This is a genomic window from Marinimicrobium sp. C2-29, from assembly GCF_038419845.1.
Taxonomy (GTDB): domain Bacteria; phylum Pseudomonadota; class Gammaproteobacteria; order Pseudomonadales; family Cellvibrionaceae; genus Marinimicrobium.
Genome location: NZ_JBCAQT010000002.1, coordinates 24,117 through 36,322, shown reverse-complemented (window position 1 = coordinate 36,322; position 12,206 = coordinate 24,117). Strand labels below are relative to the sequence as shown.

The 12,206-nt window shown below is 61.6% G+C and carries 15 protein-coding genes and 1 other RNA gene; 11 read left to right on the top strand and 5 right to left on the bottom strand.

What is annotated here, in order from left to right; translation table 11 throughout:
* Positions 1-11 precede the first annotated feature (11 nt).
* A complete protein-coding gene (gene rpiA / locus AAE484_RS02135) occupies positions 12-689 on the bottom strand; it encodes a ribose-5-phosphate isomerase RpiA (protein WP_341936681.1) in 678 nt (225 codons plus the stop codon).
* Between the two features lie 184 nt (positions 690-873).
* Here rpiA and ilvA point away from each other — a divergent pair, with 184 nt between their 5' ends.
* The gene (ilvA, locus tag AAE484_RS02130; protein WP_341936680.1) at positions 874-2,388 is read left to right on the top strand and encodes a threonine ammonia-lyase, biosynthetic; all 1,515 of its coding nucleotides are present in this window, start codon (positions 874-876) and stop codon (positions 2,386-2,388) included.
* Between the two features lie 364 nt (positions 2,389-2,752).
* Positions 2,753-2,893, top strand: a complete 141-nt coding sequence (locus tag AAE484_RS02125) for a hypothetical protein (protein ID WP_341936679.1) — start codon at positions 2,753-2,755, stop codon at positions 2,891-2,893.
* A gap of 28 nt (positions 2,894-2,921) precedes the next feature.
* On the opposite strand, the gene AAE484_RS02120 is transcribed toward AAE484_RS02125, so the two are convergent.
* The 4 genes from AAE484_RS02120 to AAE484_RS02105 all read right to left on the bottom strand — a co-directional run bounded on the left by AAE484_RS02120 (position 2,922) and on the right by AAE484_RS02105 (position 4,391).
* Positions 2,922-3,557 (bottom strand): 5-formyltetrahydrofolate cyclo-ligase, encoded by a 636-nt coding sequence (locus AAE484_RS02120; protein WP_341936678.1) that lies wholly within the window; start codon positions 3,555-3,557, stop codon positions 2,922-2,924.
* 28 nt (positions 3,558-3,585) lie between these two features.
* A non-coding RNA gene (ssrS, locus tag AAE484_RS02115) (6S RNA) lies at positions 3,586-3,765 on the bottom strand.
* A 111-nt stretch (positions 3,766-3,876) separates the two neighbouring features.
* Positions 3,877-4,185: a cell division protein ZapA gene (locus AAE484_RS02110; RefSeq protein ID WP_341936677.1), complete on the bottom strand. Its 309-nt coding sequence runs from the start codon at positions 4,183-4,185 to the stop codon at positions 3,877-3,879.
* The gene (locus tag AAE484_RS02105) at positions 4,182-4,391 is read right to left on the bottom strand and encodes a TIGR02449 family protein (protein ID WP_341936676.1); all 210 of its coding nucleotides are present in this window, start codon (positions 4,389-4,391) and stop codon (positions 4,182-4,184) included. Before AAE484_RS02105 ends, AAE484_RS02110 begins: the two co-directional genes overlap by 4 nt.
* A gap of 165 nt (positions 4,392-4,556) precedes the next feature.
* Here AAE484_RS02105 and AAE484_RS02100 point away from each other — a divergent pair, with 165 nt between their 5' ends.
* From AAE484_RS02100 to AAE484_RS02060, 9 genes are all read left to right on the top strand, one after another.
* Complete coding sequence (locus tag AAE484_RS02100; protein ID WP_341936675.1) at positions 4,557-5,156, top strand: UPF0149 family protein; 600 nt, start codon at positions 4,557-4,559, stop codon at positions 5,154-5,156.
* Positions 5,157-5,213: 57 nt separating this feature from the next.
* Entirely contained in the window at positions 5,214-6,536 is a 1,323-nt protein-coding gene (gene pepP / locus AAE484_RS02095; protein ID WP_341936674.1) for a Xaa-Pro aminopeptidase, read from the top strand.
* 48 nt (positions 6,537-6,584) lie between these two features.
* Positions 6,585-7,901 carry a 2-octaprenyl-6-methoxyphenyl hydroxylase gene (gene ubiH, locus AAE484_RS02090; RefSeq protein ID WP_341936673.1) on the top strand — a complete coding sequence of 439 codons (1,317 nt, stop codon included), beginning with the start codon at positions 6,585-6,587 and terminating at the stop codon, positions 7,899-7,901.
* Positions 7,894-9,144 carry a UbiH/UbiF/VisC/COQ6 family ubiquinone biosynthesis hydroxylase gene (locus tag AAE484_RS02085; protein ID WP_341936672.1) on the top strand — a complete coding sequence of 417 codons (1,251 nt, stop codon included), beginning with the start codon at positions 7,894-7,896 and terminating at the stop codon, positions 9,142-9,144. Before ubiH ends, AAE484_RS02085 begins: the two co-directional genes overlap by 8 nt.
* A gap of 7 nt (positions 9,145-9,151) precedes the next feature.
* Positions 9,152-9,904: an AAC(3) family N-acetyltransferase gene (locus AAE484_RS02080; RefSeq protein WP_341936671.1), complete on the top strand. Its 753-nt coding sequence runs from the start codon at positions 9,152-9,154 to the stop codon at positions 9,902-9,904.
* Between the two features lie 173 nt (positions 9,905-10,077).
* On the top strand, positions 10,078-10,416 hold the full coding sequence (locus tag AAE484_RS02075) for a hypothetical protein (RefSeq protein WP_341936670.1): 339 nt from the start codon (positions 10,078-10,080) through the stop codon (positions 10,414-10,416).
* A gap of 296 nt (positions 10,417-10,712) precedes the next feature.
* Positions 10,713-10,925, top strand: a complete 213-nt coding sequence (locus tag AAE484_RS02070) for a cold-shock protein (protein WP_341936669.1) — start codon at positions 10,713-10,715, stop codon at positions 10,923-10,925.
* A 306-nt stretch (positions 10,926-11,231) separates the two neighbouring features.
* Positions 11,232-11,549 carry a DUF3301 domain-containing protein gene (locus AAE484_RS02065; RefSeq protein ID WP_341936668.1) on the top strand — a complete coding sequence of 106 codons (318 nt, stop codon included), beginning with the start codon at positions 11,232-11,234 and terminating at the stop codon, positions 11,547-11,549.
* 39 nt (positions 11,550-11,588) lie between these two features.
* The gene (locus AAE484_RS02060) at positions 11,589-12,131 is read left to right on the top strand and encodes an NUDIX hydrolase (protein WP_341936667.1); all 543 of its coding nucleotides are present in this window, start codon (positions 11,589-11,591) and stop codon (positions 12,129-12,131) included.
* Positions 12,132-12,206 lie beyond the last annotated feature (75 nt).

Genomic DNA, 12,206 nt, shown 5'->3' with positions numbered 1-12,206 from the left:
TGCAACAGAGGTCAGTACTTGGGCTTGATGGTCTTTACGCCATCAGCGGTGCCCAGCAACAACACATCCGCACCGCGTCGGGCAAACAGGCCATTGGTCACCACCCCGGCGATCTGGTTGATGTCCGACTCCCACTTTCGCGGATCCACCATCTTCAGGCCGTGCACGTCCAGGATCACGCAGTCGTTGTCCGTGACTACGCCCTCCCGGTACACCGGGTTGCCGCCCATCTTCACCAGTTCCCGGGCCACATAGGAGCGGGCCATGGGAATGACTTCCACCGGGAGGGGAAAGTCGCCCAGGACTTTGACCCATTTGCTCTCATCGGCAATACAGACAAACTCCCGGGAAACCGCGGTCACGATTTTCTCCCGGGTCAGAGCCGCGCCGCCGCCCTTGATCAGTTCCAGCTGGTCGTTGCTTTCATCGGCGCCATCCACATAGACCAACAACTCGCTCACCTGATTGAGCTCATAGACTTCGATACCGAGCTTTTCCAGCTGTTGGGCGGAGGCCTCCGAGCTGGCCACGGCGCCGGCAAATTCGCCTTTGAGGTTGGCCAGGCCGTCAATGAAGTATTTCGCCGTCGAGCCGGTGCCCACGCCGATGACACTGTCCCGTGTCAGTTTGGGGGTGATGTAGTCGATGGCGGCCAGAGCCACGGCCTGCTTCAGTTCGTCTTGGGTCATGGTGTTCTCGCTTATAAGGGTTGTCCGATAGGCTCTGATTATACGCGCTCAGTACCCGCTTGCGCCAAGAGTGTCTGGGCGAGGGGCTTTTCGGTATCGGTCGGCGCGTCCGCTGTCTGGGAATTGCTTCTGGCTTCCTATACCATGGAACCCTGTTTTTTCATCGACCCTGAAGAACGCCCTTATGCCCGACTCCTATATCAAACGCATTCTCAACGCCCGCATCTACGATCTCGCTGTGGAAACCCCGCTCGAGCGCGCGCCCCTCTTGTCCCGGCGCACCAACAACAACGTATTACTCAAGCGCGAAGATCTGCAACCGGTCTTTTCGTTCAAAATTCGCGGCGCTTACAACAAGTTGCTGCAGTTGAGCGATGAGCAGCGCAAAAAAGGGGTGATTGCCGCCTCGGCGGGGAACCACGCCCAAGGGCTGGCCATGGGTGCCCACCACCTGGGGATCAAGGCGATTATTGTCATGCCGCGCACCACCCCCGCGATCAAGGTGGATGCGGTGCGCGCACGCGGTGCCAAGGTGGTGCTGCACGGTGATAATTACGATGAGGCCTCGGCGCACGCCAAAAAGCTGATTGAAGAGAAGGGCCTGACTTACATTCACCCCTTCGACGACCCGGACGTGATCGCCGGCCAGGGGACGGTGGCCATGGAAATCCTGCGCCAGCATCCGGGCCACATCGACGCGATTTTCGTGGCGGTGGGCGGCGGCGGCCTCTGCGCCGGCGTGGCGGCCTATGTGAAATATGTCCGCCCGGACGTGAAAGTCTTTGCCGTGGAGTCGGAAGATTCCGCCAGCCTGAAGGCGGCCATGGAGAAAAAGCGTCGGGTGACACTGCCGCATGTGGGCATTTTTGCCGACGGTGTGGCCGTGGCCCAGGTGGGCAAGGAGACCTTCCGGGTGATCCGCCAGACCATCGACGGGGTGATTACCGTCAATACCGATGAGATCTGCGCGGGCATCAAGGACATCTTTGAAGACACCCGCTCCATCGCCGAGCCGGCCGGCGCCCTGAGTGTCGCGGGCATGAAGAAGTACGTGGCCGAGCAGGGCATCAGTGGTCAGACGCTGGTGGCCATCGACTGTGGGGCCAATATCAATTTCGACCGCTTGCGCTATATTTCCGAGCGCACGGAAATCGGTGAGCAGCGCGAGGCGATCCTGGCGGTCACCATTCCCGAGCGTCCCGGCGCCTACAAGGATTTCTGCAAGGCGCTGGGCAAGCGCAATATCACCGAGTTCAATTACCGCTATTCCGACAGCGCCCAGGCGCAGATTTTTGTCGGCATCCAGGTCGGTACCGGCGGCAAGGATCGGACCGAGCTGGTTACTAAGCTGCAGGACAAGGGTTATGCGGTCGTGGATATGACCGAGAACGAAGTGGCCAAAATGCACATCCGCCATATGGTGGGCGGGCATGCGCCCAATGTGGGCGAAGAAATGGTGTTCCGCTTTCAGTTCCCCGAGCGTCCGGGGGCGCTTTACACCTTTCTGTCTCGGGTGGCCGGCCGCTGGAATATCTCCATGTTCCACTACCGCAACCATGGTGCCGCTTACGGTCGGGTCCTGGTGGGTATGCAGGTGCCGAAAAAAGAGCGGGCGCAGGTGCGTAAATTCCTGGACGAGATCAATTATCCCTATTGGGATGAAACCGAGAATGAGGCCTATCAGTTCTTTCTCGGCTAGCGGATCGGTGGTGGGCGGAGCCCACCCTACGGAGCTGGAATGAAACCTGCGGTGGGCGGAGCCCACCCTACGTGGGGTGAATTCCGGCCGTTCTATCCCGTAGGGTGGGCTCCGCCCACCGTTTTGCTCCACCAAAACGTGATTTTTATCACATCCCTGCCCAATTCTGTCTAATTTCCCGACAATCTCCCTTGATCTGTCGTAATTTTCCTCTACCCTTGAAGGCTGTGACTCTGGAAGAGTTCCCCGGTTGTCGGTTTACCACGCTGAATTGCAGTCATGGCGGGCGAACAACCACAGATATCAAGCAGTACCACAGGGAGTTTCTGTTTCCTGACTGAATCACCCGAAGGTTATTCGAATAATGAAAGCTGATATTGTCACTCTGGTTATTGTTGTCTTTTGTGTTGGAGTTCTGGTGAGCGCACTCGATCTGGGTGGGCTGATGGCGGGAGACGATGAGTCCGCCACGCCGATGGTGTTGCAGCAGTCGTCGACCGACTGACGCGCCGTGAGCGCTCAACCTTCAATCTTCAGCGAACCACACCCCGATCCGTTACTACCGCATCCAGCGGAATATCCCAGGGCTCGCGCATGACCTGCGTCGCCTCCTGACAGGCGTGCGCCAGCCCGACCAGCGCGGGTCCGACCTGTCTTCCGTGTTGCTTCGCTTCCTGTTTGAAGGCAAAGGTCCGGTCGTAGAATCCTCCACCCATGCCCAGACGGCCGCCGGCGCGATCGAACGCCACCAGCGGTAGCAACACCAGGTTCAGATTGGGCGCCGAGAGTTTGGGCTGGTCCTGATAGTTGGGCTCGGGAATGCCGAAGCGATTGAAGTGCAGCGGCGTATCGGGCCGCCAGCGCACGAACCACAGGAGTCGCCCCTGAAAGGGGTGCAGCACCGGCAGGTAGCATTCCTTGCCGCAACGCCAGGCGCGTGCCGCCAGCGGACGCGGATCGATCTCACCGTCATTGGGCCAGTAAAGGGCGATGTGTTGGCTGCGAATAAAAGCGGGCAGGGTGGCCAGTTTGCGCGCCAACTGTTCGGCGGCGAGGTTCTGTTCCCGGGCTGTCAGGCGACGACGACGCGCGCGCATTTCACGGCGTAAGGACGTCTTGTCGAAGACATGGTCGTTGATGGGTGTAACGTTCGCGGGAGAGTGGCTCACACGTATGAGTCTCTGTGGCGAGTGAAGAGAAAGCCCCAAGGTGCCGCTGTCGAGCGGGCCTTGAACCCTAAGGCTCAAGGTGGCGATGCCCGCCATCCATCAGGCTTCCCGCGCGATGGCGGTAATGCTCAACAGGATCAGCAAAGCAAGGCCTGTACTGCGGTTATCGGCTCAAGGACGTGTCGACTGGCGAACACCCCAGGGCGTGCTTTAAGTATAACCCGGAAGATGGGGGCTTTCGCAAGCGCCAATTTGCGCTAATCCCGGAGCGCCTTGTCAGCGCTCGCTGATGGCCGCATGAACCGCTTTTGATAGTGACTCAGGGCTGGTCGAACTGGGCGAGGGTGCGGTCGATTTTCTCGTGCAGGCGCTTGAGCTCGGTCTGTTCCGGCTCCGGATTTGAGTCGGGAGTGGGGTGCTGTTTGGCCTGCAACAGTTCGTGGCTGAGGTTCAGCGCCGCCATGACCGCGATGCGCTCCAGGCCGATGACCGAGCTGCTGCGCTTGATGGCACGCATGCGCTCATCCAGCAGTTCCGCCGATTCCTGCAGCGCGGCTCGCTCCTCGCGCGGGCAGGCCACCTGATAGTCCTTGTCCAGAATTTTTACGAAGACGGTTTCACTGCTCACGACTCAGACTCCAGGCTCTTGAGACGAATAATCATGGCTTCGACCCGGCTGCGGGCCAGGTCGTTCTTTTCGATCAGCCGCACCCGCTCCCGCTGCCAATCCTGACTTTTGGCCCGCAGCTCTTCATTCTCGTGCTGCAAGCGTTCACACACCTGAATCAGGCGATCCATTTTCGCTTCCAGGCTTTCTAGTAGGTCATCGGACATGATTTTGGGAACCGGGTTCATTATTCGCTTGCAGCTACTATATTGTGCCCGTTGCAGGGGGTCAATCACCGCCCCGGCGAATTACCGACGGGCGCACAAACGCTGGCTCTCCGGGCCTGCGGGCGCAATTCATGATAGCATGGCGGGCTAATCAGCGAGGTAACTATGACAGCGGAAACCGAACCGACCCCGGTCACCTACGAACAACTGAGCGAACTGCTTCAGCCTCTGGGAACCCTCATCAACCCGGCCGAGTTGCAGGGGCTGCTGTGCGGAAAATTCTGCGGCGGCGCCAATCCGGACGAAACCGAGTGGTTGCTGGAGGCGGTGGAGGAGTTGGACTTCACCCAGGCGCCGGACGAAAACGTGCGCGACATCCTCACCCAGGTGTTTCGCGACACCCGGGCCCAGCTCACCCGCGACGGCTTTGCCCTGCAGCCGCTGCTGCCCAGTGACGAAGCGGAAATCACCCAGCGGGTGGGCCGGCTGGGCAGCTGGTGCCACGGCTTTCTGGTGGGGTTCGGCAGCGCCGGGCACGCCGGCGATACCAATCTCTCCGAGGAGGCGCGCGAGGCGCTGGAGGACATGGCTGCCATTGCCCAGGTGGATCTGGACGAGGAGGAGTCCGCCCGCGCCGCCGAAAATGACTACGCCGAAGTGGTCGAGTACGTGCGCATGGCGGCGGTCGCCCTGTTTATGGAATTCGGGGCCGACAAGCTGGTAAAAGATGAATCGGGCGAAGGGCCGGAGCCCACGATTCACTGACCGCCATTCATTGATCCTCAACCAACCGGTGGAACCGATGGAGAGCAGAACCCGATTATGAAAATCACGCGCCAGGAATACGCTCGTCGACGCAAGGCTCTGATGGAAGTGATGGAGCCCAACAGCATTGCCATTGTCCCCGGCGCTCCCGAACGGCAGCGCAGCCGCGATACCGACTACCCCTACCGCCAGGACAGCGATCTTCATTATCTGTCAGGCTTTCCCGAGCCGGGCACCGTTCTGGTCCTGATCCCGGGACGGGAGCACGGCGAGTATGTACTCTTCTGCCGCGAGCGCGATCCGGAGCGGGAAATCTGGGACGGTTACCGCGCCGGTCCCGAGGGTGCCTGCCGCGACTATGGCGCCGACGATGCCTTCCCCATCGATGACATCGACGACATCCTGCCCGGCCTGCTCGAAGGGCGGGAGCGGGTCTATTACGCCATGGGCAAGGACCGGGAGTTTGACCGGCAGGTGATGGACTGGGTCAACAGCATCCGCGCCCGGGTGCGCTCCGGAGCCTCGCCTCCCGGCGAGTTCACCGACCTGAGCCACTTTCTGCACGACCTGCGCCTGATCAAGAGCGCGGCCGAGCTGCGCCTCATGCGCCAGGCCGGGGAAATCTCCGCCCGCGCCCACATCCGCGCCATGCGTGCCTGCCAGCCCGGCGTCATGGAGTACCAGGTGGAGGCGGACATCCTGCACGAATTCGCCCGGTCGGGCGCGCGCGACCCAGCCTACAGCACCATTGTGGGGGGCGGCAAAAACGGCTGCATTCTGCACTACGTCGAGAACAGCGCTGCCCTGAAAAGCGGCGACCTGGTGTTGATCGATGCCGGCTGCGAATACGAAATGTACGCCGCCGACATCACCCGTACCTTTCCGGTGAACGGGACATTCAGTGCCGAGCAGCGCACTCTCTACGAACTAGTGCTCAAGGCACAGCACGCCGCCATTGCTGAAATTCGGCCGGGCAACCACTGGAATGCCCCTCACGAGGTCTCGGTGAACGTACTCACTGAGGGCCTGGTGGAGCTGGGCCTGCTCGAGGGCGATGTGCACGCCCTGATCGAGAACGAGGCCTACCGCGAGTTTTACATGCACCGGGTCGGTCACTGGCTGGGCATGGACGTGCACGATGTCGGGGACTACAAGATCGACGGCCATTGGCGTCTGCTCGAGCCGGGCATGGTGATGACCGTGGAGCCCGGCCTCTATGTGGCCCCGGACAATGAGCGGGTGGCCAAAAAGTGGCGCGGTATTGGTATTCGCATTGAAGATGACGTGGTCGTGACCAAAGACGGCTACGAGATTCTTACTTCCGACGTTCCCAAGGACCCGGATGCGATCGAAGCCCTGATGGCCGGAGCGGATTCTTGAGCCCGGCCGACCGGTAACAACCCCATAGGCACCGATGAGCGCAGAGGCATGAGCCAGACCGATTACGATATTGCCATTATTGGCGGCGGCATGGTGGGCGCCAGCCTGGCCAACCTGCTGGCCGCCGGCGGTGTCGGCTGGCGCATTGCGGTACTCGATACTCACTCCCCCGGCGCGGATGTGTGTGCTCACTACCAGCCCCAGTACGACAATCGCTCCACCGCGATTTCCGCCGGTAGTGCCGAGATCCTGGAGCGTCTGGGGCTCTGGCGCCGCTTGCGCGAGCACTGCACGCCCATCCGTCAGGTGCATGTGTCCGACCGGGGCCATCTGGGCGGTGGCCTGATTGATGCCGCCGAGCAGCAGCGTGAGGCCCTGGGCTATGTGCTGGAAAATGCCTGGCTGGCGCCCTGCCTGAGCGAAGCCGCCAGCGCCGCCCCGGGGGTCACTTACCTGGCCCCGGTGATGGTGGAAGCGCTGACCCCGGGGGCGGAGTCCACCCGATTGCAGCTGCAGGGCGGCCCCGGCCAGATTTCGGCCCGGCTGGTGGTGTTGGCTGACGGCGGTGCCTCGTCCCTGCGCCAGGATCTGGGAATCGGCATCGAGCGTCGGGATTATCGCCAGAGTGCCATCGTTGCCAACCTCTCCTACGAGCGCCGCCATGGCGGCCAGGCCTTTGAGCGCTTCACCCCCGAGGGGCCCATGGCGCTGCTGCCGCTGGACGAGCGCCCGGAGGCCCGCCGCTCGGCATTGGTATGGACGCTGCCGCCGGAGCGGGCCCGGGCCCTGATGCAGGCGCCCGACGATGAGTTCATGGCTCAGCTGCAGGCGGTGTTCGGTTGGCGCCTGGGGCGCTTCCTGCGGGTGGGCGAGCGCCAGTGCTGGCCGCTGGAGCTGGTGCAGGCCAAAGAACAGATCCGCTCCCGCCTGGTGTTGTTGGGCAACAGTGCGCACTATCTGCACCCGGTGGCGGGTCAGGGGTTCAACTTGTCCCTGCGCGATGCCGCCGCTCTGGCCGCCACCCTGCGCCCGGCGCAGGAGGCGGGGGAAGATCCCGGCAACCAGGCGGTTCTGCAATCGTATCTGGATCAGCGCGAAAATGACCAGACGTTGACCGTGGGCCTGAGCGATCGGCTGGTCCGGCTGTTTTCCAACCGGAGCCTGCCGCTCACGGCCCTGCGTCATCTGGGCTTTCTCGGTCTGGACTGGCTGCCGGGCATGAAAGCGCTGTTTGCCGCCCAGACCATGGGCACCGCCGGCCCGCGCGCGCCCTGGGAGGCGAGCGGGTTGATGCCACTGGACTCTTTCGGTTCACACGGTTCACAAGGTTCACCCGATTCACAGGAGCCGCTGCGCGATGACTGACACTCGATACGATCTGGTGATTGCCGGCGCCGGACTGGTGGGCGCCGCGCTGGCGCTGCAGCTCGCCCCGGTGTTCGCCCAGCGCGGGCTGCGCCTGGCGCTGGTGGAGGCCGGCTCGGAGCCCGCCCGGTTCCAGGGGCAGTCCTTTGATCCGCGTGTGGTCGCGCTCACGCCCGGCTCCCGCGCTCTGCTCGAGCGGCTGGGCCTCTGGCGGCGGATTGAAGCCGAGCGGGTCTGCGCCTATCGGGAAATGCACGTCTGGGACGGTGAGGCCAGTGGCCGGATCACCTTCAATGCCGATGAGCTCGGCTGCGAGCAGCTGGGCCATATTGTGGAGAACAGTCTGCTGGTGCGTCATCTGCGCCAGTCGCTCAGCTACCAGACCTCGGTGGACTGGTTTCAGCCGGCGGCGGTGACCGGCCTGGAAATGCGCGAAGAGACAGACGATGGCGAGGTGCGCGTCGAACTGGATTCGGGCGCGGTGCTGACCACGGCTCTGCTGGTCGCCGCCGATGGCGCCCATTCGCGGGTGCGTGAATTCGCCGGTTTTGATGTTCGCGAATGGGCCTATGAGCAGAAGGCCATTGTCACCACCGTACGCACCGAGCGCGCGCACGGTTACTGCGCCCGCCAGCGATTCATGCAGACCGGCCCGCTGGCGTTTTTACCACTGCACTGCCAACAGCCCGAGCCCCTCAGTGGGTCGATTCAGGGCTGGGACAGTCACTACTGCTCGATTGTCTGGTCCGCCGATTCGGCCCTGGCCGATGAACTGATGGCCCTGGATGAGGACGCCTTCTGTCAGCGCCTCGGGCGCGAGTTTGAATACGCCCTGGGCGAGGTGACCGGCACGGATCAACGCCATGCGATTCCGCTCTATCAGCGGCACGCCCGGGACTATACCCGCCCGGGGGTGGCGCTGGTGGGCGATGCCGCCCACAGTATTCATCCGCTGGCCGGTCAGGGCGTGAATCTGGGTCTGAAGGACACCATGGCGCTGGCGGAAGAAGTGCAGCGCGCGATGCAACGCGGTCTGCCGCTGAGCGATCCATCGCTGTTGCGCCGCTACCAGCGTCAGCGGATGGGCGACAATTTGGGTATGATGGCGCTTATGGAAGGCTTTAAACGATTGTTTGGCAGCCGAACCCCGCCGCTGATCTGGGCGCGTAGCGCCGGTTTGCGTCGGGTTGATTCTCTGCCATTATTAAAAAACACACTAGCGCGAAAAGCTATGGGAGTATAACCACGCTATGAACATTAACCCTCACCTTGAACTTTCCAATCTGCTGAAAGACCTGGGTGTGAAACCTGGCGATACCCTGATGGTGCATTCATCCTTGCGCTCACTGGGTGAAGCCATGCCGGCGGATATTGTGATTGCGGGCCTGCGCCGCGCGCTCGGCCCCGGTGGTACGCTGGCGATGCCGACGCTGAGCTATGAAACCGTCAACGCCGACAATCCGCTGTTTGATACCGAGCTGACGCCCTCCTGTGTGGGCAGTCTGAGCGAGGCGTTCCGTCGCAGTCAGGGGGTGGTGCGCAGCCTGCACCCGACGCATTCGGCCGCCGCCACCGGCCCCAAGTCGCCGGATCTGTTGCTCGATCACGAGCGGGATCAGACGCCCTGCGGCGAGCATTCGCCCTTTGCGCGTCTGCCCAAACTGGGCGGGCGCATTCTGTTTCTGGGGTGTGACTTTACCGTGAATACCATGATGCACGCGCTGGAAGAGCAGGTGATGCCGCCCTATCTTCTGGAAGATGAGCTGGTGGATTTCATTCTGACCGATGGCCGTGGCCGTCAGGTGACCAGTTCGGTGCGCTGTCACAGTTTCAAGGGCTATCGTCAGCGTTACGATCGGCTGGAGTCGCTGTTGCCGGACTCGGCGATCAAGCGCGGTCAGTTGTTGGCCGCCGACTGCATGCTGGTGGATGCCGAGGCGGCCTGGGAGGCCGGGTTGAAGGCGCTGAAGCAGGATCCGATGTATTTTGTCGATCCGGAATAAAATAGCCGGGGAGCGACTAGACCGTAGGGTGGGCTCGGCCCACCACCCCAAGCGCCCCGGCGGGTGATGTTGTGCCTCCAAATGGTGGGCGAAGCCCACCCTACGGTTCTGTGCCCCCCGTAGGGTGGGCTCCGCCCACCGGGTCGAGCCTGGCTCGCTTGAGAGAAAGTTGTATGTCCAGAAAAGCCGTGATTCAACGTAGCCTCAACACTCTGATGATGGTCAGCCTGGTATTGGTGGGGCTGGTGTTTGTCACCAACACCACCGGCTATGGTCTGTTGTTGGGGCCCATTGCCTGGGTGATTGCCGTGGGGGTGTTCCGGCATTTTCGCTGGGCCTATTTTGCCGCGGCGGTCTGGGCGCTCGCCTGCTATCAGCTGGCCAAAGAGGGGCTGGAGTTTGAATTGCTCAAGCGCGCCGTGATGGTGCTGAGCATCCCTCTGGTGGTGCTTGCCATCTATCTGCACGAGACTCTGGGGCGGCGTCGTGCTGCCTCTGAGCACACCCAATAATGAAAAATGCACCAGCTTTGACCGCGATCGGACATAGCGCAAAATTTCATCAAAATATGCTTGAACTGCCCAGATCGAAGTGCTTTAATTTTTAAGGACCCTCTGACCAGAGGGCCCTTAATGCTAGAGATTGTGAACGGCCAATGTCCAGGCTCCCGCGAGGCACCCTTCCGTTACTTGGTTCGACCCTTCCCTTAGCAATACTCGCCCTGGCTCGACTTGTAAGTGGTTAACGCGAGGAGCCGGTTCAACGTAAGGTCAGCGCGGCTGACAATGGTAAGCAAGACGAGGAAAGTATGTCAGATGATCTGGTATCGGGTGTGGTGAAGTGGTTCAACGATGACAAAGGTTACGGCTTCATCGAGCGTGAAGGCGGCCCCGATGTGTTTGTGCATTTTCGTGCCATCAATGGCAGTGGCCGCAAGACGTTGAAAGACGGCCAGAGCGTGACGTTTGAAGTGACCCAGGGTCAGAAAGGGCCTCAGGCGGAAAACGTCACCCCGCTGTAACTCGCCATCCGGAGCCCATCAGGGCTTCAACTGGCACTCCGAAGCGGGTTCCGCTTCGGAGTGCTTTCCCCGCTGCTTTTCGTTCGCGTTAAGCCACTGCGGGCTCGACCCGGTGGGCGGAGCCCACCCTACCCGGGTCGCATTCATCCGGTGGGCGGAGCCCACCCTACGCTTCTGCGCCCGGCGGATGAGTGCGACCCCCCGTAGGGTGGGCTCCGCCCACCACCCGCCTCTACTTTCGGGTTTGCACTGGCCCCCCGGAGCCGCAGACGGTATCCTCTGGGTTTTCCCATACGTTTGAACCCTATGATTGACTTGAAATCCCTGGTCTGGCTGACCGCCGTCGTGCTGGTCATTTACTACAGTTGGCGCGCGTTTCAGGCCAAAGACTTGGCGTTTGCGGCGGCCCGTCGTCACTGTGACGAGATGGAAGTGCAGATGCTCGATCAGAGCGTCTATCTGCGCCGGTTGTGGATCAAACGCGACAGTCGGGGCCGACCGGGTCTCTGGCGCGCCTTCTATTTCGAGTTCACCGTGACCGGTGGTGATCGCTATTTTGGCCGGGTGCTGATGCTGGGCCGTCATATTCAGGGCGTGGAGCTCGAACCTCATCGCCTGCATTAGTTGTCTCACCGCCTTCGCTCGAATTGAAAGGAGCCCGTTGTGACCGACAGAATCGGTGGCTGGCAGCGCAAATCCACGCGCTGTGTGTATGAAAACCCCTGGATCAGAGTCTCCCACGAAGAAGTCATTACCCCCGGCAACACTGACGGGATCTATGGCGTGGTGCATTTCAAAAATACCGCCGTGGGGGTGGTGCCGCTCGATGACGACAACCACACCTACCTGGTCCGGCAGACCCGCTACACCATGAACCAGTACACCTGGGAGATTCCCGAAGGCGGTTGCCCGCGCGAGGAGGATACCCTGGCGGCGGCCAAGCGTGAGTTGCGCGAGGAGGTAGGCTTATCGGCTATGCACTGGGAAAAACTGCAGGAGCTGCAGCTGTCCAACTCCGTCACCAACGAGACCGCCGTAATCTATGTGGCCCGGGGCCTGACGCAGGGAGAGCAGACGCTGGATGACAGCGAGGATATTGAAGTGCAACGGCTCCCATTGACGGAAGCCATTGCGATGGTCGACCGCGGTGAAATCACCGATGCGATTTCGGTGGCGGCGTTGTTGCGCCTTGCCTTGCGTGGTTGATGGCGGATGCGCTTGACGCTTATCCGCCCTACGCCACCTCCGTGCTATACGTAGGGCGGATAAGCCTAAGGCGCA

What these genes read in the sequence shown, in the direction of transcription:
- rpiA (WP_341936681.1), bottom strand. Translation starts at nt 689, where the DNA reads ATGACCCAAGACGAACTGAAGCAGGCCGTGGCTCTGGCCGCCATCGAC.
- ilvA (WP_341936680.1), top strand. Translation starts at nt 874, where the DNA reads ATGCCCGACTCCTATATCAAACGCATTCTCAACGCCCGCATCTACGAT.
- AAE484_RS02125 (WP_341936679.1), top strand. Translation starts at nt 2,753, where the DNA reads ATGAAAGCTGATATTGTCACTCTGGTTATTGTTGTCTTTTGTGTTGGA.
- AAE484_RS02105 (WP_341936676.1), bottom strand. Translation starts at nt 4,391, where the DNA reads ATGTCCGATGACCTACTAGAAAGCCTGGAAGCGAAAATGGATCGCCTG.
- AAE484_RS02100 (WP_341936675.1), top strand. Translation starts at nt 4,557, where the DNA reads ATGACAGCGGAAACCGAACCGACCCCGGTCACCTACGAACAACTGAGC.
- pepP (WP_341936674.1), top strand. Translation starts at nt 5,214, where the DNA reads ATGAAAATCACGCGCCAGGAATACGCTCGTCGACGCAAGGCTCTGATG.
- ubiH (WP_341936673.1), top strand. Translation starts at nt 6,585, where the DNA reads ATGAGCCAGACCGATTACGATATTGCCATTATTGGCGGCGGCATGGTG.
- AAE484_RS02085 (WP_341936672.1), top strand. Translation starts at nt 7,894, where the DNA reads ATGACTGACACTCGATACGATCTGGTGATTGCCGGCGCCGGACTGGTG.
- AAE484_RS02080 (WP_341936671.1), top strand. Translation starts at nt 9,152, where the DNA reads ATGAACATTAACCCTCACCTTGAACTTTCCAATCTGCTGAAAGACCTG.
- AAE484_RS02075 (WP_341936670.1), top strand. Translation starts at nt 10,078, where the DNA reads ATGTCCAGAAAAGCCGTGATTCAACGTAGCCTCAACACTCTGATGATG.
- AAE484_RS02070 (WP_341936669.1), top strand. Translation starts at nt 10,713, where the DNA reads ATGTCAGATGATCTGGTATCGGGTGTGGTGAAGTGGTTCAACGATGAC.
- AAE484_RS02065 (WP_341936668.1), top strand. Translation starts at nt 11,232, where the DNA reads ATGATTGACTTGAAATCCCTGGTCTGGCTGACCGCCGTCGTGCTGGTC.